The organism is Ruegeria sp. O5, assembly GCF_056535105.1.
This window is the reverse complement of record NZ_JBQERN010000010.1, coordinates 110557-132617: the sequence shown is the minus strand read 5'-3', so window position 1 is coordinate 132617 and position 22061 is coordinate 110557. Positions and strand designations below refer to the sequence as shown.

Genomic DNA, 22061 nt, shown 5'->3' with positions numbered 1-22061 from the left:
GCAGCTCGCGGATTTCCATTTCCACCAGTTCCAGCAGCTCTTCGTCGTCAACCTGGTCAACTTTGTTCATGAACACGACCATCTTCGGGATACCAACCTGGCGGCCCAGCAGGATGTGCTCGCGGGTCTGCGGCATCGGGCCGTCCGCGGCGTTCACAACCAGGATCGCGCCGTCCATCTGAGCAGCACCGGTGATCATGTTCTTGACGTAGTCGGCGTGGCCGGGGCAGTCGACATGCGCATAGTGGCGCGCGTCGGTCTCGTATTCCACATGCGCGGTCGAGATGGTGATGCCGCGGGCTTTCTCTTCCGGCGCGCCGTCAATCTGGTCATACGCCTTGAAGTCACCGAAATACTTGGTGATCGCTGCGGTCAGCGTCGTCTTGCCGTGGTCAACATGCCCAATCGTGCCGATGTTGACGTGCGGCTTATTACGCTCAAACTTTTCCTTTGCCATTCCTCAGGCGCCCTTTTGCGATTTGGGGGACCCTTGGTCCCGGGTTACTATCTGCGCGCGCGAGATATTTGGTTCAAAGGGGAAAATCAAGCACATCCTGAGGGAAATGCGCTTATCCCGCCGGATTTTGCGTCAGCTATCGGAATCCGGCAGTTCGATCAGGTCAGGCCGCTTGTCGAACCAGCCATTCTCTTTGTGTTCCTCAGCCAGCCATTCTTCGATTTCGTCAGCGACTTTCAACGATAGTCCGCTCAACTGCTCTTCCTTGGTTCTGACCCGCCCTGAACCAATAAGGGCTGTTTCTTTCGTAGTATCTTCAAGAACAGTGAACTGTTTTTGCTTAGCCAAGAATTTCTTCGTGTCGTAGTCATAAACATTAACGAGTACGATCGCTGCACTTCTTGGATTGTAAACAACGATACCCGGCGGCCCCAACATATAGCCTTCAAGGCTTATACCAATAATGTAACGCTGTGAGCCCTCATACCGCCCTAATCGAATGTCGATGGCTTGCTCCAAAGCGTCTGTCCATTCTTGCGGAGTAGCATCCCTGGAAATCGGCCCCTGTTTAGCGTTGTCTGCAAACGAAACTATCTTCACGAGGCGAAATTCCCCCAGTGACTCGGGCGGTTCATAAACCTGTGTCTGGGTGCAAGCGCCCATCAGGGCCAATCCGGTGATCAGGGTCAGAATGCGCAACATATCTCGTCTCGATAGGCCTGTTTTTCTTTGGTCTAGCGCACCGATACGGGTTGTGCCAAGCCGTATCGGTGGATTTCTACCGCAACCGGGGCCGGATCACGAAAACTTATAGTCCCGCGGGAAACCATAGGGCGCTTTTTTCCCTACGCTGGCGCGCTTGGACAGCCATTGGGACATATCTGCCTCATGCCGGGTCTTGTCGCCCCCCATGGACCATTTCAGGCCTTCCTCCCAGTTGAAGGTGGTGATGTCAGACAGACCGCCATCCAGCTCCAGCGTCCCCTGTCGCCCGCGTGCCATATTGTATTTTTGCAGGCGCACGCCCTTGCCGCGGGTCATTTCGGGCAATTCCTCGATCGGAAAGACAAGGAACTTGCCGTTCTGGGACACGATTGCAACGTGGTCGCCCTCGACCGGTATACAGATCACTGCTGTTTCGTTGTCCTTGACGTTCAGCACCTGCTTGCCGTTTCGCGTCTGCGCCAGCACGTCATCTTCGGGCACCATAAACCCGTTGCCCGCATCCGAAGCCACCAGCAGCTTGCGCCCCGGCTTGTGAATCAGGATATCGATGATCCCTGCCTCGTTCGGCAAGTCGACCATCAGGCGCAGGGGTTCGCCCATACCCCGCCCGCCGGGCAGGTTGGCCGCGCTGACTGTATAGAACCGCCCGTTCGAAGCGAAGACCAGCAACCGATCGGTCGTTTCCGCATGGAAGATAAAGCGCGGCCCATCGCCATCCTTGAACTTCAATTCACGGGTCAGGTCGATATGACCGGTCATGGCGCGAATCCAACCCATCTGAGAGCAGACGACCGTGATCGGTTCGCGGTCGATCATCGCCTCAAGCGGCACTTCTTCGACCTCACCCGCTTCGGCGAACCGCGTGCGGCGCGCGCCGCCTTCGTAATCTTTGCCGAAGGTCTTTTTCGTCTCTTTCAACTGCTCGGCAATCCTGGCCCATTGCAGGCCTTCGTCGGCCAACAGGTCTTCGAGGTTGGCACGTTCCAGCATCAACTCATCGCGTTCTCGAACCAGCTCCATCTCTTCCAGACGGCGCAGGCTGCGCAGGCGCATGTTGAGGATCGCGTCAACCTGAACCTCGGACAACTCGCCCTCGCCCGGTTTGGGTGAGACATAGTCGGCCTCGCTGGTGGCGCGGATGTGGTCGATCCCCCAATCCTCGCGCATCAGCGCGGCCTTGGGGTCATCGTCATAGCGGATGATGTCTATCACACGGTCGAGGTTCAGGAAGGCAACGATAAAGCCCTCCAACACTTCCAGCCGGTGGTCGATCTTGGCCATGCGGTGGCGCGAGCGGCGCAGCAGCACCTCTTGTCGGTGATCTAGAAACGCGCGCAGCACTTCCTTCATCGAGCAGACCTTGGGCGTCACCCCGTCGATCAGCACGTTCATGTTCAGGCTGAACCGCACCTCAAGGTCCGAGTTGCGATAAAGCATGCCCATCAGCACCTCGGGGTCCACATTCTTGGAGCGCGGCTCGAGGATCAGGCGGATATCGTCGGCGGATTCATCGCGTACATCGGCGAGGATCGGGATTTTCTTGGTCTGGATTAGCTCGGCGATCTTCTCGATCAGCTTGGACTTCTGAACCTGATAAGGAATCTCGGTGACGATGATCTGCCATTGGCCGCGCCCCAGATCCTCAACCTCGTACTTGCAGCGTAGCCGGAACGAGCCTCGGCCAGTTCGATAGGCTTGCGCGATGTTCTCGGGCGGCTCGACAATCACGCCTCCGGTCGGGAAGTCAGGGCCGGGCACGTAGTTCAGCAACGTGTCATCGCGCGCGTCCGGCGTCTTGATCAGATGCAGACAGGCGTCGCAGAGTTCCGAGATGTTGTGCGGCGGGATATTCGTCGCCATCCCCACCGCGATACCACTTGCGCCATTGGCCAGCAGGTTCGGGAACTGTGCAGGCAGTACGACCGGTTCGGTCAGGGTGCCGTCGTAATTGTCGCGGAAATCAACGGCGTCTTCGTTCAACCCTTCCAGCAGCGCCTCGGCCACGATGGTCATCCGTGCTTCGGTATAGCGCGAGGCCGCCGGGTTATCGCCGTCGATATTGCCGAAATTGCCCTGCCCGTCGACCAGCGGATAGCGGACGTTGAAATCCTGTGCCAGACGCGCCATCGCGTCGTAAATCGCGGCGTCGCCATGCGGGTGATAGTTGCCCATCACGTCGCCGGAAATCTTGGCAGACTTCCGGAAACCTCCGGTTGCACTGAGTCGCAACTCTCTCATCGCATAGAGGATTCGGCGGTGAACCGGCTTCAACCCGTCCCGCGCATCGGGCAGCGCCCGGTGCATGATGGTGGACAGCGCATAGGTCAGATACCGCTCACCAATCGCGCGGCGCAGCGGTTCCGCCACCTCGCCCCCACCTGTGGGGGCCTGCATGTTGGGGTCATCGATCGTATCGTTCATATATGATGTGATACGACGCAAGTGCGCCTTGGTAAAGCGAGCAGCACATAAATTGCTGGGGAAAAGTCGTGCTTTTTGCAACAGGGGGAGACACCGTGTTGTTTTCCCCCATTTTTCGACTCGTCCCCCGAAATATGCTAAGATCTCATCAATTGATTTGCTGCCATTTGTTGATGTTACGATTGCTTTGGGGGATGCGCCATGACGCGCCTGATACTTGTTACCTTTGCCGCGCTCGGCTGGACCTTTTACGTGATGAGCGGTGGCCCTGATTTTGAACCGCGCGGCGTGCGCCCTGCCAAACCGGGACGCGTGGCTGTCGTGGCAGAACCGGTTGCCCCGGTCGTTGAGCCTGCACCTGTCGAAGATTTGGTCACCCGTGCCGCAGTCAAACCCGCTCTGGTGGTTCCACCTGTTGCCGAGGCGGTAACCCAGTTGGGTGAGACCGAAACAAAGGCCCTCCTCTCGCAGGTCGCGGCTGGCCTGAAAGCCAATCCCTCGCTGTTTCAAGACGAAAGCGTGACCCTGACCCTGGCATCACTGGAACAGGGTGTGACCGCACTGGAGCAGGTGGTCACCGACGCCGAGTTGCCCACAGTCGAACTGCCCACGCCTGCCGAGGCCCAGACCGACATCCGCGAGATTTCGGGCACCCGGGTCAATCTGCGCGATGGCCCCGGCACGATCTATCCCATCATCGGCAAGGCCGCGCTTGGCCAAAGGGTCGAGGTCCTGAGCGATTCCGGCACCGGCTGGCTGCGCCTGCGCGTGTTGCCCGCGCAACAGGTCGGGTGGATTTCAGCATCACTTGTCCGGAAAACATCAAGCTGACGCCCGGACGTCATTGCCCTGCCGCAAACCCCGCCCTAGCTTTTGGCGGGGTTCAGCTTCGGAAGGCACATGCAGAAATCGATTCTTATTACGGGATGCTCGTCGGGCATTGGGCTGGACGCAGCACACGGAATGCGTGCGCGAGGCTGGCGTGTGTTTGCATCCTGCCGACAGCAGCGCGACTGTGATCGCCTGCGCGCGCAAGGGTTTGAAAGCCCCAGAATCGACTATACCGAACCCGACAGCATTTCCTCGGGATTGTCATATGTACTTGAGGCAACGGGCGGAACACTGGACGCGCTGTTCAACAACGGCGCGCACGGGCTGCCCGGTGCGGTTGAAGACGTCCCGACAGACGCTCTGCGTCATATCTTTGAAACCAATGTCTTTGGATGGCACGAACTGACCCGACAGGTTATTCCCGTCATGCGGGAACAGGGTCACGGCCGGATCGTGCAATGTTCCTCGGTACTTGGTCTTGTTGCCTTCCCCTGGCGCGGCGCATATGTCGCCACCAAATACGCCATCGAAGGACTGACCGACACCTTGCGGCTAGAGCTGCGGGATACAGACATTCAGGTCGTTTTGATCGAGCCGGGCCCGATCACCTCAAAGCTCAGGGAAAAGGCAATCCCGGTGTTCGAAAAATACATCGACTGGGAGAACTCGGCCCTGCGGGAAAAATACGAAGGTTCGCTGCTGAAGCGACTATACGAAAACAGTGCGCCCGACTGGTTCGAACTGCCCGCCTCTGCCGTCACCGACAAGCTGGCCCATGCGGTCGAGGCGCGCCGCCCCAAACCACGCTACTATGTGACCACCCCGACATATGTCGCAGGGGTTCTGCGCCGGATTCTGCCCACAAAAGCCACGGATCGCATCCTTTCGGATATCTGAGACGTTATTTCCCGTTCGCTTTTCGTCACCTTGACGCTAGATGGGGATAATCGAAAAAACCGGACGGTGACTTTAAATGGACCCTTTAATGGTCATTCTGCTTCTGGCCATGGCGGCAGTTGTCGTTGTGTTAGCCCTGGGCATCGCGAATTTCGGCAAAGGCGGCATGGAAGCAGCTAAGAAAAGCAACAAGATGATGCGCCTGCGTATCCTCTTTCAGTTCATCGCCGTTATTTTGATCGTGCTATACGTCTATCTACGCGGGCAAGGGGTACAGTAATGGTTGTGCTCAACAAAATCTACACGCGCACCGGCGACGATGGCAAAACCGCTCTGGGCAATGGCGAGCGTGTGGCAAAGTATTCGGGCCGCGTTGCCGCCTACGGAACAGTGGACGAGCTGAATTCTTTTGTTGGCGTGGCCCGTACCGAGGCCGAAGGCAAAGTCGATGCCGCCTTGTCGCGGATTCAGAACGACCTGTTTGATCTTGGCGCGGATTTCTGCCGCCCTGAAATGGAGAAGGATGCCGAAGCGGACTATCCACCGCTGCGAATCGTATCCGCTCAGATCGACCGGCTGGAAGCCGAAATTGACATCATGAACGAAACACTGGAACCGCTGCGCAGCTTCATCCTGCCGGGCGGTTCGCGGCTGGCCGCGCATTTGCACGTGTGCCGCACCGTATCGCGTCGCGCCGAGCGGTTGGCGGTCGAGTTGACGAATATGGAACCGGTTAACGATGTGGCCGTCAAATATCTCAACCGGCTAAGTGACTGGTTTTTCGTCGCGGCCCGGTGCGCAAATAACGATGGCAAGGACGACGTGCTGTGGGTTCCCGGCGCAAACCGCTGAATATTTCCCTGAAAATAAGCGCAATGCGGGCAACAATCTTGCGTGCCTCAAGGTAAAAAAACTGCAAAACGCGACGTCCCGACGCGACGACGTGACGATTTTGCTCTGTTTTGCGGGTGCAGCAGACGTTATCAAGTCCGACGAGAGCATTGGTGGAGTCGCCTTCGCGGCTTGCCGTTTTTTGAGGAGAAAGCGCTACAATGAAGGTACTGGTACCTGTCAAACGCGTGATTGACTACAATGTGAAGGTCCGCGTGAAAGCGGACGGTAGCGGTGTTGATCTCGCCAATGTCAAAATGTCGATGAACCCGTTCGACGAGATTGCGGTTGAAGAGGCCATTCGCCTGAAAGAGGCTGGCAAGGCAGACGAAGTTGTTGCCGTTTCAATTGGTGTGAAGCAGGCGCAGGAGACGCTGCGGACCGCGCTGGCCATGGGGGCTGATCGGGCGATTCTGGTTGTTGCGACGGATGATGTGCATACCGATATCGAGCCGCTGGCGGTTGCCAAGATCCTGGCCAAGGTGGTCGAGGAAGAGCAGCCCGGCATCGTTCTGGCGGGCAAGCAGGCGATCGACAACGACATGAACGCCACCGGTCAGATGCTGTCGGCCCTGTTGGGCTGGTCGCAGGGCACCTTTGCCTCGGAACTGGATATCGAAGGCGACAGTGCCAGGATCACCCGCGAGGTGGATGGCGGGTTGCAGACCATCAGCGTCAAGATGCCGACCATCGTGACCGTTGACCTGCGCCTGAACGAGCCGCGCTATGCGTCGCTGCCCAACATCATGAAGGCGAAGAAAAAGCCGCTGGACGAGAAAACCGCCGCCGATTACGGCGTCGACGTCACGCCGCGCCTGGAAATTGTCAAGACCGAAGAACCGCCGGCACGGGCCGCTGGTATCATCGTTGGCTCGGTGGATGAGCTGGTTTCGAAACTCAAAGAAGCGGGGGCTGTGTAATGGCTGTACTTCTGCTTGCCGAAGTCAACAATGGCGAACTGGCGCTGGACGCCACCGCCAAGGCCGTCAACGCCGCCAGGGCGCTGGGTGACGTGACCGTTCTGGCCGCAGGTGGCTCGGCCGCCGCTGCCGGCGAGGCTGCCGCCAAGATCGACGGCGTGTCCAAGGTGCTGGTTGCCGAAGACGCGTCGCTGGGTCATCGCCTGGCGGAATCGACCGCCGCGCTGATCGTGGGTCTGGCCGATGGGTACGAGCATATCGTGGCCCCCGCGACCACCGACGCCAAGAACGTGATGCCGCGCGTCGCAGCCCTGCTGGACGTGATGGTGATCTCGGATGCCTCGGGCGTGGTTGACGGCTCGACGTTTGAGCGGCCGATCTATGCGGGCAACGCGATCCAGACCGTGAAGTCGAACGACGCCAAGAAGGTCGTCACCATCCGCACCGCGTCCTTCGACGCGGCGGGGACCGGCGGCTCGGCTGCGGTCGAGACCATCTCGGTCGGCGACAATCCCGGCCTGTCGTCGTGGGTCGAAGACAAGGTGGCTGCAAGCGACCGTCCGGAACTGACCTCGGCTGGCGTTGTTGTCTCGGGCGGCCGTGGTGTCGGCTCGCAAGACGACTTCAAGCTGATCGAAGCTCTGGCTGACAAGCTGGGTGCCGCGGTTGGCGCATCGCGCGCCGCTGTGGACTCGGGCTATGCCCCGAACGACTGGCAGGTGGGTCAGACCGGCAAGGTTGTTGCCCCCGATCTTTATGTCGCGGTCGGCATCTCGGGCGCAATCCAGCACCTTGCGGGCATGAAGGATTCAAAGGTCATCGTTGCGATCAACAAGGACGAAGAAGCGCCGATCTTCCAGGTCGCCGACTTCGGACTGGTTGCCGACCTGTTCCAGGCAGTCCCTGAGCTGACCGAAAAACTCGGCTGACCACAGCCCGGGATCAGAGCCCCACAACCACCAAAGGCCCGCCACCAAGCGGGCCTTTTTCAATTCAATCCCCTCAAAGCCACCTCAAGCTTCAAAGCTATCTCCCTATGCGCCGAGGGGCCAAGCATATGCTCGGCCACAGGCTGTTGCAGCGCCCCGAACAACACGTCCTCGATCTCGTCTGACAAGGAGGACACACTGACCGAGCATTCCACGACATCGGCACATAGCTGTCGAACCTGTTCGATCATGTCAGCGTCGGGCAGGACAAGATCGCGATGCCGGTCCTCCTGTCGCTGTATATGCAGCCAGAGAAGAACAACCCCCGACTTGATCCGGCGTATCAGCTCGGATGTGTTGCGCAACCAAGTCTCTCGCAACTCTTGTGCCACAACCTCAAAGCGCGCGTCCTTTGTGGCCCGCAACCGTTCCAGCAAATGCCTGACAAAGTGGATTTCCGTGAAATCGACCTCGGGATAAAGATCCAGCAGATCGCGCGAAGGTTCAAGAAACCGATCATTCCGACGCGGGTGCACGCGATAGAACCTGTTCGACTGGCAGGGCACGTCCAGCACTTGCAGCACACAACGGTCCGATCCGTTGACAAGGTTTAGTACCCCCGGGTCGGCAAGCAACGCGTCAGCCCCGCAAAAAAGGTTACCAAAATTGATACAAGGTTTCGGCAACCTTTTTGCAAGCAATGCCGGGTACGGATATTCCACGAACCGGCCAAACGTCTCTTCTCCACCCAGGCAGGCCACATAAGGCGTATCAAGATTTCCGGGCGGCGACCGAAACCACAGATTTGATCCTGCATATTGGCACGTGGCCTCTGTGCCGTTGCTTACACGATGAAAGCTCATACCAAGCCCCCCAAATTTTTCACCCAATTGCCAATTTGCGGCCTTAGGTATTGAGAATCTCCTAATGCGCGCATTTGAAGCAAAATTGACCGGTTCGATCCCCTTGCCGCCCGCCCCGGTCTGCCGATACTGTCCCGGTATCCTCCAGGGCAAAGGCAGCTGAACATGGAAGTTAAATCAGTCGGGGTGATTGGCGCGGGTCAGATGGGCAACGGCATTGCCCATGTTCTGGCTTTGGCGGAATACGATGTCTTGCTGAATGATGTCAGTCAGGATGCGTTGAACAGCGCAATGGCCACGATCGAAGGCAACATGGCGCGTCAGGCATCACGTGGCAAGATCACTGACGATGCGATGCAGGCGGCCCTGAAGCGTATTACAACCACCCTTGAATTGCCGCAGCTGGGACAGACCGATCTGGTGATCGAAGCCGCGACCGAGCGGGAAACAGTCAAACAGGCCATTTTCGAAGATCTGCAACCGCACCTCCTGCCGCATACGATCCTGACGTCGAATACGTCGTCCATTTCCATCACGCGTCTGGCCAGTCGTACGGACCGGCCTGAACGTTTCATGGGTTTTCACTTCATGAACCCGGTTCCGATCATGCAATTGGTGGAACTGATCCGCGGTATCGCAACGGATGAGGAAACCTTCAAAGCCTGCAAGGCGGTCGTGGACCGGTTGGGCAAAACGGCCGCCAGCGCCGAAGATTTCCCGGCTTTCATCGTTAACCGCATCCTGATGCCGATGATCAACGAAGCCGTTTATACGCTGTATGAAGGTGTCGGAAGCGTCCAATCCATCGACCAATCGATGAAGCTGGGTGCGAATCACCCCATGGGGCCGTTGGAACTGGCGGATTTCATCGGGCTGGACACATGTCTTGCCATCATGAACGTCTTGCATGATGGTCTGGCTGATACAAAGTATCGCCCCTGCCCGCTATTGACCAAATATGTCGAGGCCGGATGGCTGGGGCGCAAGACGCAACGCGGTTTCTATGACTATCGCGGCGAGGTGCCGGTTCCGACACGTTAAGTAAACCGCCCGTGCCCGGTACGGTATCGGTTAGATGAAAACACGGGTCAGGACTTGCCTGACTTGCCCAGCGACAATGTATGGTTTCTGAGCCAGGTCATGAAACCACGCGGGTCTTTCTCCAACTGTTCCATATCTTGATCCGAGATCGGATCGCCAATGACCGGCGATTGCGGTTTTTTGCACGAGCGGACGATTTCATGCAGCAACAAGCCTTGCCGCAGGATCGGCGACAGCTTGTTGGCGATCTGGTACCAGCGCGAGTTGCTGCCGGGAAAGAAAATCGGCACCACACGCGCGCCTGAACGGCGGATCATTTTTGCGGTGAACACATTCCACTCGCGCTCGACCGCAGGGCCAAACCAGTCATCCGAAGACATGACGACACCGGACGGGAACAGCGCCACGACACCGCCGTCTTTCAGATGGTCCATCGCCTTGCCACGCATTTCCAGCATCTTGGCCTGCGCTTCGGGGTCATGCGGAAACGGAACCGGGATCATGAAAGACGTCGCGGCCTCATCAAGACCCGTCAGGACCGAGCGGGTCAGAATGCGATAATCACTGCGGATCCGCCCTATCAACTCGGCCAGAATCATACCGTCCACCATTCCGTGAGGGTGGTTGGCAACGACAACGACGGGGCCGGTTTTTGGAATACGGGCAATCTGTTCTTGCGGTGTGGTCAGGTCAATCCCCATCACCTCAAGCGCACCGCCCCAGAACCGCTGTCCCCGGTAAAATTCATTCTTTTTCTCGAATTTGTTGACCATCCGCAAAATGGTCAGCTTGCCCGTGCACCATTCGATGGCGCGAATGGCCGTCGAAGTCCAGGCATCGTCGAACGAGTTCGCATAGGTCAGAGTTCTACGGTCGTAGATCTCGCCCTGATCTGCGGTCCCATCCACCACCGGGCGTGTCTTGGTCTCGTGCGTCGTTTCCGCCAATTCCTGGTCTTCCCGTTCTTCCTGTCCCGGCAAGGGCAGCTTAGAACCCCTCTCCGAACTTGTCGTTCACAAGCGCTTCCAGAGCTTCTGCCAATGCTTCAGCATCCGGTCCGGAGGTCTCGACGTCAATAGTTGTTCCGCGTGATGCTGCCAACATCAAAAGGCCCATAATACTGTCGCCTGACGCAGAAATTCCGTCCTTCGACACCTCGGCATGCGCGTCGAAACCTTCCACAACCTCGACCAGCTTCGCCGATGCGCGGGCATGCAGACCTTTTTCATTGATAATTTTCAGGCTTCGGGTGGTCATATTCATCAATCCGGTTTTAGTCCAATGTCACATTTTGCGCATTGATGTATTTCCGTCCAGCTTCCATTGCCTGACGGACAGCATCACCAACGGGTAAGTGGCGGCTTTTGGCCAATTTAATGAGCATTGGCAGGTTTGCCCCATACAATATCCGCCGATCCTGAGGGGCGCAGGCCCGCAGGCTGAGATTTGAAGGGCTGCCGCCGAACAGGTCGGTTACAACGACAACACCGTCGCCCATATCGACTGCGTCAGCCGCACGACAGATTTCCGCCTGTTTTTCATCCCTGTCGTGGTCAGGTTCGATCGCAATGGCCACAAGGCCGGGCTGCGGCCCGACCACATGCTGTGTGGCGGCCAGGTATTCCTGGGCCAAACCGCCATGCGCAACGATCACAATTCCGATCAATCCGACCTCACATTCAACGACCGACGTTCCATCTCGCGATGCCTAATTGCCACCTGCTGCCCATCCTCTGCAAGGGCCTTTGCAACGGCTTCTGCCATTGCGACGGATCTGTGTTGCCCACCCGTGCATCCGAAAGCCACCGACAGATGTGCTTTTCCTTCGGCCCGAAAGGCCGGCAGCAACAAGGTTAGCAAATCCATCACCCGTCCAAGAAAGGGTTCGTAATTCTTATCCGATTGGACATAGCGCGCAACGTCCGAGTGTCGCCCATCCGCCGCCCGCAACTCGGGGCGCCAATAGGGGTTCGCCAGAAACCGGCAATCAAAGACCATGTCCAGCCCACGCGGAAGGCCCCGCTTGTACGAAAACGACTCGATTGAAACTGCCAGATGTCGCCCCCCCTGGGGCGCAAACCAGTTTTCAACTTCTTCCCGTAACTGGTGCACGTTCAGTTGGCTTGTATCGATCAGGGTATCTGCAATCTCGCGTATGGGGGCCAGCAGCTCTTTTTCACGCTGAACACCGGTCTCAGGGCTGGCATTCTTGGCAACAGGGTGCCGCCTGCGGGTTTCCGAAAACCGGCGCACCAATACGTCATCACTGCAATCCAGATACAAAACGGTCAAATCCACCCGCGCCATGCGGCCCAGGCTTTCGGCCAGTTCGATAAACCCAATTGTCGAGAAATCGCGATTGCGGGCGTCAATGCCAAGCGCCATTGGGCGGTCGCTGTCCGCGCTGTCCAGCAGGCGCAGCAGCAGGCCCATCGGCAGATTGTCGATGGCCTCAAAACCCAGGTCTTCCAGTACATGAATGGCTGTGGATCTTCCGGCCCCTGATGGGCCTGTTACCAGCACGATCCGCCGTTGCTCTGTCATTTGTTCGGCCATTCCGGGTGTACACGCCCATTCTTCAGAAGCTGCATCAACGCTGCGGCCAAGTTGGGCACGCCCGCCCCGCGAAGCAAGGGAACAGTTTGCCCCAGCAGCACGATTGTCGCCTCGGCAGGTAACCTTTGTGGCTCGTTTTGATCCAGATCCACAACATAGTCCAAGGGGACCGGTCCGAATACATCCGCTTTGATCAAACCAATGTGACGGGCCTCGATCAAACCCTGTATCTGCGGCACGGCGGCGGCAATGACCTGATGGTCCTGCCTTGACAGGTCGACCCGATCATCCGCGACCAGACCCGCCCCATAGGCCATCATCTGCAATGCTAGAGCCGATTTTCCCGCGCCCGAAGCACCGACAATCAACAGCCCGCGCCCGGCCACTGTTACGCATGAAGCGTGCACACAAGCGCTGTCCCGGTCTTTGGCGTCTGACAGAGAACCTGCTTGCATGAGTTATACAGGTAACCCCACTACAAAGCGTGCCCCTAGCGGGTCTGATGTAATATCCGCTTCGGTCGGGCGGATATTCTCAGCCCAGATTACGCCGCCATGGGCTTCGACAATCTGTTTCGAGATGGCCAGACCAAGCCCCGAATTGTTACCGAAGTGCTCTGCCGGGCGTTGCGAATAGAAACGCTTGAACACTTTGGTCAAGGCCTGTTCCGGAATACCCGGCCCGGTGTCTTCGACCACGACAAGAACACGGTTGTCTCGCTGACGTACCCAGACGCGGATGGCATCACTTTCTTCACAGAAGGAAATGGCATTGGTGATCAGATTGACGAACACCTGCGCCAGCCGTGCCTCAAGCCCGTTGATGACAATCGGTTCGGATGGCAGATCGGTGATATAGTCGATCCCCTTGGACCGCGCGTCTTCACCCAGATATTGACCGATATTGCCAATCAGCTTGAGCAGATCAAAGGGTTGTTCTTCTTCCTTAACCAGTTCCGCATCAAGACGTGACGCGTTCGAGATGTCGCTGACCAGCCGGTCCAGGCGCCGAACGTCATGTTCGATTACACCCAGCAGCTTGTCGCGCTGATCTTCGCGCTTGACCATGCGAAGCGTGCCAACAGCGGATTGCAGGCTGGCCAAGGGGTTCTTGATTTCATGGGCGACATCAGCGGCGAACTGTTCGTTTGCGTCGATCCGATTATACAGAGCAGTCACCATGCCCCGCAGAGCGCGGCTGAGGCGACCGATTTCATCCGGACGGGCGCTAAGATCAGGTATGCGAATGCGCCCCGGATTGACCCCTGTGCCCCGATCCTTACCCATTTCCGCCGCTGCGGCCAGGTCTGCCAACGGGTTGGCGATGGTCGAAGCCAGCACAAGGCTCAGGCCCACCGAAACCAGCAAAGCCACCACGAACATTTGCAGAATGCGCTCCTGCTCACGGCGGGCCAGTGCGTCGATCTCACCGGCGGGGCCTGTGATGGCAACTGCTCCGGCAGGGGTATCCTCGTAAAGAATCGGAGCAGCGGCTACGATCACGGTCTCACCTGCGGCGTCCTGAACTGCCTGAACCTGCCTTTGACCTGCCAGCGCCTGTGGGATAATTCCCTGCACCCGCTGTGCCAGAGTCGGTGCCTCGACCTCGGTCGACCAGTTGAGAAGGTTCGACACACCGATCCAGACCGCGTTCAACGTGTCGCTGATCACCGTGCTGCCGGTTTGCAGCTCGGAATTGGTTTGCAGAAGAACCGGCATGGCCGACACTTGCGGGGCACCGCGTGTCCAGCCAATCAGGGTGCCACTGGCGTCATAGACAAAGACTTCCCCGCCTTCAGGAAGTGTCAAACCTGACAGCGTATCTCTGACGTCGAGGTTGCCAGCATCCTGCGCGGTGTGCTGCGCACCCTGGCGCAGCTGGGTTTCAAAGACGTTGCTGACCAGCTGCGCATCGCCAAGCAGATTGCGCGCCGTCTGCTGAACCGTCTCTTTCCGCGAATCGTCCAGATACAGCAATCCTGTAACCAGGATCACCAGCGCGATCAGGTTGAAGGTGATGATCTTGCGCGCCAAAGGCGAGCCTCGCAGAGAAAACAGGTTTCTCTGGGACCGCTTTTCCCTCAGTTCCGCTGACTCGGTATCGTCGGGAATGACCCAGTCATCCCCGAGTACGACGTCACCGTCACGTAGTTCGCTGGCTGCTTCGGTGTCGCGCACGAGAGCCCATTACCCCTTGCTGGCGTGGCGCCTATTCTTCGTTGTACCGATAACCGATACCATAAAGGGTTTCGATCGCCGAAAACTCGGGATCAGCCGCGCGCATCTTCTTGCGCAGACGCTTGATGTGGCTGTCGATCGTCCGGTCATCCACATAAACCTGATCATCATAGGCCACATCCATCAGCTGGTCGCGGCTTTTGACGAAACCCGGACGCTGGGCAAGTGCCTGAAGAAGCAGGAATTCGGTCACGGTCAGGGATACATCATTCCCTTTCCAGCTGACCGCATGGCGCAGCGGGTCCATCCGCAAGTCGCCGCGTTCCATAACCTTTGTGTCGTTGCTATTGGCCGCAATCGCGTCGCCGCTTGTTGCTTCTTGCCGACGCAGCAGAGCGCGGATGCGCTCAACCAGCAACCGTTGCGAGAAGGGCTTTTTCACATAGTCATCCGCGCCCATGCGCAGACCCAGAACCTCGTCGATTTCATCATCTTTCGAGGTCAGAAAAATCACCGGCATCTGCGTTTTCTGACGCAGCCGTTGCAGCAGATCCATGCCATCCATTCGCGGCATCTTTATATCGAGTACGGCCATATCAGGCAGCTTTTTGTTGAACGCATCCAACGCGGCCTGGCCATCATTATAAGTTTCAACCTCGAAACCTTCGGCTTCGAGTGTCATGGATACAGACGTCAGAATGTTTCTATCGTCATCCACAAGTGCAATCTTTGACATCGGGCTCACCCCTATTCCTGCTCACTCGCGCAATAATTCGCTTATTTGTAAGGCATTGTTGGCGGTTTTAAGACGCCGAATCAATCCGTAACTGCGAATCGTGCCTTTGTTGCGGCAGGTCTGCGGCAAATTTGCCTTTATGCCCGCAAAAATATGCCCGGTTCTCGGTCATTGAATTTGTGATGGCGCTAAACCCGAACTTGGTTGCGCTAACTGCGTCAAACCCGCCTGTTCATGTCCTGAACGACCGTGGTAAGACGCGCCCAACCGCCGGTTTTCCCGGTACACTGCCCCAAAGGCGCCTCAGGGCCCAAAGCCCCCGCGCCGCCACAGGAGAAGATACACATGACATCTGGACGGGTTAACCCGCAATTCCGCCTCGAGGATCAGGGCATCGAGGGTCTGGGCAATGTCTATTATAACTTCATGGAACCGGCGCTGATCGAAGAAGCGCTGAAGCGCGGCGAAGGTACACTTGGGAATGGCGGTGCCTTTCTGGTCACCACTGGCAAGTTCACCGGTCGCTCGCCCAAGGACAAGCACGTCGTCAAAACCAGCAGCGTGGCTGACACTATCTGGTGGGAAAACAATGCCGAGATGACCCCAGAGGGATTTGACGCCCTCTACCAAGACATGCTGGCCCATATGAAAGGCCGCGACTATTTCGTGCAGGATCTCGTCGGTGGTGCCGATCCGACCTACGCGATCAACGTGCGCATGGTGACCGAGCTTGCCTGGCACAACCTGTTCATCCGTCACCTGCTGCGCCGCCCGGATCGCGAGGATCTGGACGAGTTCACCGCGGACTTCACCATCATCAACTGCCCCAGCTTTCAGGCTGACCCGGCCAAACATAACTGCCGCAGCGAGACGGTTATTGCGCTGAATTTCGACCGCAAGCTGATTCTGATCGGCGGCACCGAATACGCGGGTGAGAACAAGAAATCCGTCTTTACCCTGCTGAACTACATGCTGCCGGAAAAAGGCGTGATGCCGATGCACTGCTCGGCCAACCATGCTGTCGGAAACGCGGTCGATACCGCCGTGTTCTTTGGTCTGTCCGGCACCGGCAAGACAACCCTGTCCGCTGATCCTTCGCGCACGCTGATCGGAGATGACGAGCACGGCTGGTCAGATCGGGGCACCTTCAACTTCGAAGGCGGCTGCTATGCCAAGACCATCAACCTGAACGCCGAAGCCGAGCCGGAAATTTATGCGACCACCTCGAAATTCGGCACAGTGATCGAAAACATGGTCTTTGACCCCGAGACCAAGAAACTGGATTTCGACGACGACTCGCTGACAGCGAACATGCGTTGCGCCTATCCGCTTGAGTATATCTCGAACGCCTCCAAAAGCGCGCTGGGTGGTCATCCGAAGAACATCATCATGCTGACCTGCGATGCCTTTGGTGTACTGCCTCCGATCGCGCGGCTGACGCCTGCACAGGCAATGTATCACTTCCTGTCGGGCTTCACGTCAAAGGTGGCGGGGACCGAGCGTGGCGTTACAGAACCGCAACCCACCTTCTCGACCTGCTTTGGTGCGCCGTTCATGCCGCGTCGCCCGGAAGTCTACGGAAACCTGCTGCGCGACAAGATCGCCCAGCACGGCGCGACCTGCTGGCTGGTCAATACAGGCTGGACCGGTGGCGCCTATGGTGTCGGCAGCCGGATGCCGATCAAGGCCACCCGCGCTCTGCTGACCGCAGCGCTGGATGGTTCACTGCGCGACGCCGAGTTCCGCAAGGACGCCAATTTCGGCTTTGACGTTCCCGTCTCTGTCCCGGGCGTCCCCGAAGTTCTGCTTGACCCGCGTCGGACCTGGGATGATCAGGCCGCATTCGACAAGCAGGCCGAGAAACTGGTGCAGATGTTTGCCGAGAACTTTGAGCAGTATCTGCCGTTCATTGACGACGACATCAAAGCCGTCGCAATCGGATAAACGAAAAAGGGGCCGTCAGGCCCCTTTCTTTTTGCCGATCCGTAGCTTTTTTGCTGTCCGCCGAATACTCATCTTATAGTTGTATGTCGTTAAAAGCACATACAAGTGCGTTGTTTCAAAGTGCGATCTGCGCTAGGCATATTTACTGTTGAGACGAAAAAGCCCGGCACATTCGCGCCGGGCACTGACTGAAAGGACTTTATGGAAGCTCATATGCGCACACTCACAACGCTGGATTGAGCAACCTAATCAGGCTTCTAGTCTAAGTAAACGGGGATGAGTGTCAACATGGGACTGGCTGGTTGGTATTGCTATCAGTGTGGTTCAAATGGTCGCGGACATGCGGCGGTTGGCACAGAAAACTACAGGTAACACCATGACGGAAATCTCGAAACTCACCGAACTACGCAAATTGATGCAAAGCATGGAGCGGACGCTTGGGCTGGAAAAACTATCTCCGGTTGAGCGCGACATCTATTACGCCGCGGAAGAGCTTTCAAAATCCACTCAGGAAGTGCGTACGTTCGGTTTGATCGAGCATACTTTGGTCCAAAGCATTTCACGCCCAACTTTTTTCCGCGCGCTGAAATCGCTGGTCGAAAAAGGCTATCTTTCGCAAAGCGGCAGCGCCAATCGCGGGCGGTACATCGTTCATGCCCCCAGATGACGCGCCCCGTGCGCGCACGGTGATGTGATCGCAATGCGCGGCTGGGCGACTGACACCCTTGCGGCTTCACTGGCTTATGTGCTGGCGTCGATACTGACCTTCGCCGTGCTTATGCCAATGCAGAACGTGTTTTTTCCGGAATACCCAAGCCGGGCGAGCCTGCTGTTTTTGCCACATGGCGTGCGGGTTCTGTCGGCCTGGCTGCTGGGGTGGCGCGCGGTATTTGCGTTGCTGCCGGGTGTGTTCATCGTCTTTGCTTATCTGGCGGGAACGGATGTTTTCCTGCCCACCCGCCTGCTGGCAATTGCTGTCGCGGTTCTGACAGTTCCTGCGGTTTTCTATCTGCTCAAGGCCGTCGGATGGGACCTGTTCCCCAACCCGAACCGCAAACCCTGCTGGATTTGCGTTATGGGCGTGGGCATAGCCACATCCATTCTGGTCTCTGGCCTGACCAATCTGGTCTTTGGCAGTGCAACGGTTGAGTACATCGCCTTCCTTATCGGCGACATCTCGGGCCTGTTCTTTCTGATGCTGGGTCTGTATTTCGCGTTCCGGTTTGCAGACAGGCGACCGGGCTAGCACCTCAGCCCATCAGGCCACGCCGCAGCAGGTTCAATCCCGCTACCAGTAAAACGAACAGCGTCGCCTTGCGAAAGCTGGCCTGATCGATGCGATCCTGCAATTTCAAACCAACCCACATGCCAAGCATGGCAGGAAAGATCAGTATTACTGAAAACGGAACCGTTTGCACCCGCAGAAAACCGGACCAGACATGCGCGGCCAGTAACATGACCGCCCCCAATCCATAGATGACGCCCTGAATTCGGATCTGCTCGGCCTTCGGGGTATTCAAAGCCGTCAGATAAGCAACTGTGGGGGGACCCCAGATGCCCGACATGCCACCCACGAACCCGGCGACGCCGCCAACAATAGCCTCAACACCGGTTGATGGATGATGTAGCACCAGCCTGACGCCCAGAACCTGCACAAGGGCGAAGAAGGACACGAATGCACCGATCAGCAGCAGGAAGACCGAGCCGGGCACCAGCGTAACCAGCTGTGCGCTCAGCACCAGAAAAATACCGCCAACGACCAGGAACACCCGAAATCGTCGAATAGAGCTGAGTGCGGCGCTGGCGCCCCCGCGAAAAGCCTGAACGCCGTTGGTGACAAGGGTCGGCAGAATAAGCCCTGCCAGGGTCAGATCCGGTGGCAGAAACGAATTCAGGCCAGATACAAACACCATGGGCATGGCAAATCCAACCATGCCCTTGACCCATCCGGCGGCAAAGGCGACGGCGATGGCAAGTAACAGCTCTTGCGGCGACAGAAGGGAAAACAGGTCCATGCCTTCTAGATATCATCTGGATTTTCTTCTGCATTGCAAAAATGATAAGGTAATTTTTGAACTTTCTAGCAGCAAATTGAGTATTTTTGTTGCGCTGCACGTGCAGCATGATATGACCAGACGACCGAGGAAAGGACGCGATTCATGGCCCATGACGGACAGGATATGACCCAAATGACAACTGATGCAGTTTTGCCCGATCTTCTGGATTTAACGCGGGCCGCCGTGCCTGCTGTGGACGCCGTTTTTGAAAAAGCCCGCGCATCCGTGCGTGGCATGGTGACTGCTGAGGGCCGGGTTTCTGGCGCATTGATCGAAACAAATCAGACCGCCGCGCATGGTCTGGCCTGGCTGGCGACATATTCGCAGTCGCTGCAACAGATGCAGCGCTGGGCAGAAGCGCTGCAAGCCGATGGTAAATTTGGCGAGATCGAGCAGTTGCTGCACCAGATAGCCTTTGGCGAATATCTGCACCAGGTCGCGGGCGGAATTCCGATGAACCAGGGCGAGGTGGTGCGTCTTCAGGATATGGGTCTTGGCTGGGACGCGCTGTCGGGCTTTCAGTCGACCGAAGTGCAGACCCTGATGGCACGGGCCAATTCTCAGGCCGCACGTAGCCGTCTGGTTGCGCTGATGCAGGATCAGGCCGGAGCTACGATGTTCGGCGCGTCCGGTCTGGATGAAGAGCTTGAGATGATCCGGGACCAGTTCCGCCGCTACGCGCAGGAAAAGGTCGAACCAAACGCGCATGACTGGCACCTGAAGGATGAACTGATTCCGCTGGAAATCATTGAAGAACTGGCGGAAATGGGCGTTTTTGGTCTGACCATCCCCGAGGAGTTCGGTGGGTTTGGCCTGTCCAAAGCGTCGATGTGCGTGGTGTCCGAGGAACTGTCGCGTGGCTATATCGGCGTGGGTTCGCTGGGTACCCGATCCGAGATTGCGGCCGAGTTGATCATCGCGGGCGGCACCGACGCGCAAAAGGCACAGTGGTTGCCAAAGATCGCCAGTGCCGAGATCCTGCCGACCGCCGTTTTCACGGAACCTAACACCGGTTCAGACCTTGGCAGCCTGCGCACGCGCGCGGTCAAGGATGAGAATGGCGATTACAAGATCACCGGCAACAAGACCTGGATCACCCACGCCGCGCGAACCCATGTGATGACCCTGCTGGCGCGGACCAACCCCGACAGCACCGACCACCGCGGCCTGTCCATGTTCCTGGCGGAAAAGACACCGGGCACTGACGAGAACCCCTTCCCGACCCCCGGCATGACCGGTGGCGAGATCGAGGTTCTGGGCTATCGCGGCATGAAGGAATACGAGCTGGGTTTTGACGGCTTCCACGTCAAGGGTGAGAACCTGTTGGGCGGCGAAGAAGGTAAAGGTTTCAAGCAGTTGATGGAAACCTTCGAAAGCGCGCGCATCCAGACCGCCGCCCGCGCCATCGGCGTCGCACAGTGTGCGCTGGACATCGCCATGCAATATGCGATCGACCGCAAGCAGTTCGGAAAATCCCTGATCAACTTCCCGCGCGTGTCTGGCAAACTGGCGATGATGGCGGTCGAAATCATGATCGCGCGTCAGCTGACCTACTTCAGCGCATGGGAAAAAGATCACGGCCAGCGCTGTGACCTTGAGGCCGGTATGGCCAAGCTGCTTGGTGCGCGTGTGGCCTGGGCTGCGGCGGATAACGGGTTGCAGATTCATGGCGGTAACGGCTTCGCGCTGGAATACAAGATCAGCCGCGTTCTGTGTGACGCGCGTATTCTTAATATTTTCGAAGGGGCTGCCGAAATTCAGGCACAGGTCATCGCACGACGTCTGCTCGGGTGACCCATTTCGGCAGTCCTGTTTCCCCGACTGGCCCGGCGCTTGCGCCGGGTCTTTTTCCTGTATTGTACAATCTGTACGCGGTCCGAACCGTGCAGAGTACGTTTTGTACAAAACATTCCAATGCCCCTCGTGGCCCGCGTGACGGTCACAAATGACCCTCGTGCTTCAAAACTTCCCCCTTTGATCCCGCCCCTTTCACCGGTAGAGCATCAGCCGGACACGAGACGGAAAAATAACTTTTGGGAAACCGCATGACCCGATCTTTCCTTGCCATGTGCGCTGTTCTTGCCGCTCTTGCTCTGGTGGCTTGCACCACCCCGCAGCCGACGGTGAGCCGGAGTGATGTGGACGCGCTGGCGCAATCGATCCAGGCGCTTGGGCCCAATGTCGATCCGACCGAGGCACAGCAAGCGGCCACGATTGCCTATGCCTATTCGCAGCAGCTGAAACAGGACTGGAACGTCACCGACCCGGCAATCATCCACAATGCCAAGGTCATCAACGGGTTCCGCGAAAAGGGCCTGTGCAATGACTGGGCCGAAGCGATGACCAAACGCTTGCGGCAGGAAAATTTCCGGACGCTGGACCTGAACTGGGCCACGTCGCCGCCGACCCCGCTGCGCATCATCCACCATTCGGCATCGATCAGCGCCAAGGGGGACACGATGTATGATGGCATTATCCTCGACCCCTGGCGCAACAGCGGTGTCTTGTTCTGGGCGCCGGTGCGCGAGGATACGCGATACAACTGGGCACCCCGGCTGGAAGTGCGCGAGCGGCTTCTGAACGGGTCTTTGCCCTACTGACCCGGTTCCGCAGAT

General features: G+C 57.8%; 24 protein-coding genes. 12 read left to right on the top strand and 12 right to left on the bottom strand.

The features are described 5' to 3' along the window. The 3 genes from ACR0M3_RS13845 to ACR0M3_RS13835 form a co-directional block, all read right to left on the bottom strand. Positions 1 to 457, bottom strand: a 457-nt coding sequence (locus tag ACR0M3_RS13845) for a GTP-binding protein (protein WP_480911341.1), incomplete at its 3' end; no start/stop codon positions are given. A 132-nt stretch (positions 458 to 589) separates the two neighbouring features. Then, on the bottom strand, positions 590 to 1159 hold the full coding sequence (locus tag ACR0M3_RS13840) for a hypothetical protein (RefSeq protein ID WP_480483738.1): 570 nt from the start codon (positions 1157 to 1159) through the stop codon (positions 590 to 592). 96 nt (positions 1160 to 1255) lie between these two features. Next, positions 1256 to 3604: a DNA topoisomerase IV subunit A gene (locus tag ACR0M3_RS13835; RefSeq protein WP_480911339.1), complete on the bottom strand. Its 2349-nt coding sequence runs from the start codon at positions 3602 to 3604 to the stop codon at positions 1256 to 1258. Between the two features lie 201 nt (positions 3605 to 3805). On the opposite strand from ACR0M3_RS13835, the gene ACR0M3_RS13830 reads away from it, so the two are divergent. From ACR0M3_RS13830 to ACR0M3_RS13805, 6 genes are all read left to right on the top strand, one after another. Continuing rightward, on the top strand, positions 3806 to 4435 hold the full coding sequence (locus ACR0M3_RS13830; RefSeq protein ID WP_480911337.1) for an SH3 domain-containing protein: 630 nt from the start codon (positions 3806 to 3808) through the stop codon (positions 4433 to 4435). A 69-nt stretch (positions 4436 to 4504) separates the two neighbouring features. Beyond that, entirely contained in the window at positions 4505 to 5332 is an 828-nt protein-coding gene (locus tag ACR0M3_RS13825) for an SDR family NAD(P)-dependent oxidoreductase (protein ID WP_480483741.1), read from the top strand. A 76-nt stretch (positions 5333 to 5408) separates the two neighbouring features. Next, entirely contained in the window at positions 5409 to 5612 is a 204-nt protein-coding gene (locus ACR0M3_RS13820; RefSeq protein WP_480473850.1) for a twin transmembrane helix small protein, read from the top strand. Next, a complete protein-coding gene (locus tag ACR0M3_RS13815; RefSeq protein ID WP_480483742.1) occupies positions 5612 to 6184 on the top strand; it encodes a cob(I)yrinic acid a,c-diamide adenosyltransferase in 573 nt (190 codons plus the stop codon). The genes ACR0M3_RS13820 and ACR0M3_RS13815 overlap by 1 nt, the downstream gene beginning before the upstream one ends. A gap of 200 nt (positions 6185 to 6384) precedes the next feature. Beyond that, positions 6385 to 7143: an electron transfer flavoprotein subunit beta/FixA family protein gene (locus tag ACR0M3_RS13810; RefSeq protein ID WP_480911335.1), complete on the top strand. Its 759-nt coding sequence runs from the start codon at positions 6385 to 6387 to the stop codon at positions 7141 to 7143. Further along, entirely contained in the window at positions 7143 to 8072 is a 930-nt protein-coding gene (locus ACR0M3_RS13805) for an electron transfer flavoprotein subunit alpha/FixB family protein (protein WP_480556008.1), read from the top strand. The genes ACR0M3_RS13810 and ACR0M3_RS13805 overlap by 1 nt, the downstream gene beginning before the upstream one ends. 59 nt (positions 8073 to 8131) lie before the next feature. On the opposite strand, the gene ACR0M3_RS13800 is transcribed toward ACR0M3_RS13805, so the two are convergent. Then, complete coding sequence (locus tag ACR0M3_RS13800) at positions 8132 to 8935, bottom strand: DUF6473 family protein (RefSeq protein ID WP_480870913.1); 804 nt, start codon at positions 8933 to 8935, stop codon at positions 8132 to 8134. A 165-nt stretch (positions 8936 to 9100) separates the two neighbouring features. Here ACR0M3_RS13800 and ACR0M3_RS13795 point away from each other — a divergent pair, with 165 nt between their 5' ends. Next, positions 9101 to 9976 carry a 3-hydroxybutyryl-CoA dehydrogenase gene (locus ACR0M3_RS13795; RefSeq protein ID WP_209506328.1) on the top strand — a complete coding sequence of 292 codons (876 nt, stop codon included), beginning with the start codon at positions 9101 to 9103 and terminating at the stop codon, positions 9974 to 9976. A gap of 47 nt (positions 9977 to 10023) precedes the next feature. On the opposite strand, the gene ACR0M3_RS13790 is transcribed toward ACR0M3_RS13795, so the two are convergent. Genes ACR0M3_RS13790 through ACR0M3_RS13760 form a run of 7 tightly spaced genes read right to left on the bottom strand, consistent with a single transcriptional unit; the run spans position 10024 to position 15445 of the window. Continuing rightward, positions 10024 to 10923 carry a lysophospholipid acyltransferase family protein gene (locus tag ACR0M3_RS13790; RefSeq protein WP_480870915.1) on the bottom strand — a complete coding sequence of 300 codons (900 nt, stop codon included), beginning with the start codon at positions 10921 to 10923 and terminating at the stop codon, positions 10024 to 10026. Positions 10924 to 10963: 40 nt separating this feature from the next. Continuing rightward, positions 10964 to 11233 carry an HPr family phosphocarrier protein gene (locus ACR0M3_RS13785; RefSeq protein WP_209506323.1) on the bottom strand — a complete coding sequence of 90 codons (270 nt, stop codon included), beginning with the start codon at positions 11231 to 11233 and terminating at the stop codon, positions 10964 to 10966. 16 nt (positions 11234 to 11249) lie between these two features. Next, positions 11250 to 11642, bottom strand: coding sequence for a PTS sugar transporter subunit IIA (locus tag ACR0M3_RS13780; RefSeq protein WP_267364203.1), 393 nt, complete (start codon positions 11640 to 11642; stop codon positions 11250 to 11252). Beyond that, positions 11639 to 12520 carry an RNase adapter RapZ gene (rapZ, locus tag ACR0M3_RS13775; protein WP_480507422.1) on the bottom strand — a complete coding sequence of 294 codons (882 nt, stop codon included), beginning with the start codon at positions 12518 to 12520 and terminating at the stop codon, positions 11639 to 11641. The genes ACR0M3_RS13780 and rapZ overlap by 4 nt, the downstream gene beginning before the upstream one ends. Next, positions 12517 to 12987, bottom strand: coding sequence for an HPr kinase/phosphorylase (locus ACR0M3_RS13770; protein WP_480483747.1), 471 nt, complete (start codon positions 12985 to 12987; stop codon positions 12517 to 12519). Before ACR0M3_RS13770 ends, rapZ begins: the two co-directional genes overlap by 4 nt. 3 nt (positions 12988 to 12990) lie before the next feature. After that, positions 12991 to 14709 (bottom strand): ATP-binding protein, encoded by a 1719-nt coding sequence (locus ACR0M3_RS13765; protein ID WP_480483748.1) that lies wholly within the window; start codon positions 14707 to 14709, stop codon positions 12991 to 12993. 31 nt (positions 14710 to 14740) lie between these two features. Then, complete coding sequence (locus ACR0M3_RS13760) at positions 14741 to 15445, bottom strand: response regulator transcription factor (RefSeq protein WP_267364197.1); 705 nt, start codon at positions 15443 to 15445, stop codon at positions 14741 to 14743. Positions 15446 to 15790: 345 nt separating this feature from the next. Here ACR0M3_RS13760 and ACR0M3_RS13755 point away from each other — a divergent pair, with 345 nt between their 5' ends. The 3 genes from ACR0M3_RS13755 (at position 15791) to ACR0M3_RS13745 (ending at position 18635) form a co-directional block, all read left to right on the top strand. Next, entirely contained in the window at positions 15791 to 17389 is a 1599-nt protein-coding gene (locus ACR0M3_RS13755) for a phosphoenolpyruvate carboxykinase (RefSeq protein ID WP_480483749.1), read from the top strand. Positions 17390 to 17669: 280 nt separating this feature from the next. Beyond that, positions 17670 to 18056, top strand: a complete 387-nt coding sequence (locus tag ACR0M3_RS13750) for a hypothetical protein (protein WP_480483750.1) — start codon at positions 17670 to 17672, stop codon at positions 18054 to 18056. A 33-nt stretch (positions 18057 to 18089) separates the two neighbouring features. After that, a complete protein-coding gene (locus tag ACR0M3_RS13745) occupies positions 18090 to 18635 on the top strand; it encodes a hypothetical protein (RefSeq protein WP_267364195.1) in 546 nt (181 codons plus the stop codon). A gap of 4 nt (positions 18636 to 18639) precedes the next feature. Here ACR0M3_RS13745 and ACR0M3_RS13740 read toward each other — a convergent pair whose 3' ends face one another. After that, positions 18640 to 19404 carry a sulfite exporter TauE/SafE family protein gene (locus ACR0M3_RS13740; RefSeq protein WP_480483751.1) on the bottom strand — a complete coding sequence of 255 codons (765 nt, stop codon included), beginning with the start codon at positions 19402 to 19404 and terminating at the stop codon, positions 18640 to 18642. A gap of 144 nt (positions 19405 to 19548) precedes the next feature. Between ACR0M3_RS13740 and ACR0M3_RS13735 the strand changes: the two genes are divergently transcribed. Next, complete coding sequence (locus tag ACR0M3_RS13735) at positions 19549 to 21240, top strand: acyl-CoA dehydrogenase family protein (RefSeq protein WP_480911333.1); 1692 nt, start codon at positions 19549 to 19551, stop codon at positions 21238 to 21240. A 251-nt stretch (positions 21241 to 21491) separates the two neighbouring features. Next, positions 21492 to 22046, top strand: a complete 555-nt coding sequence (locus ACR0M3_RS13730) for a hypothetical protein (protein ID WP_480911331.1) — start codon at positions 21492 to 21494, stop codon at positions 22044 to 22046. The last annotated feature ends 15 nt before the right edge of the window (positions 22047 to 22061 follow it).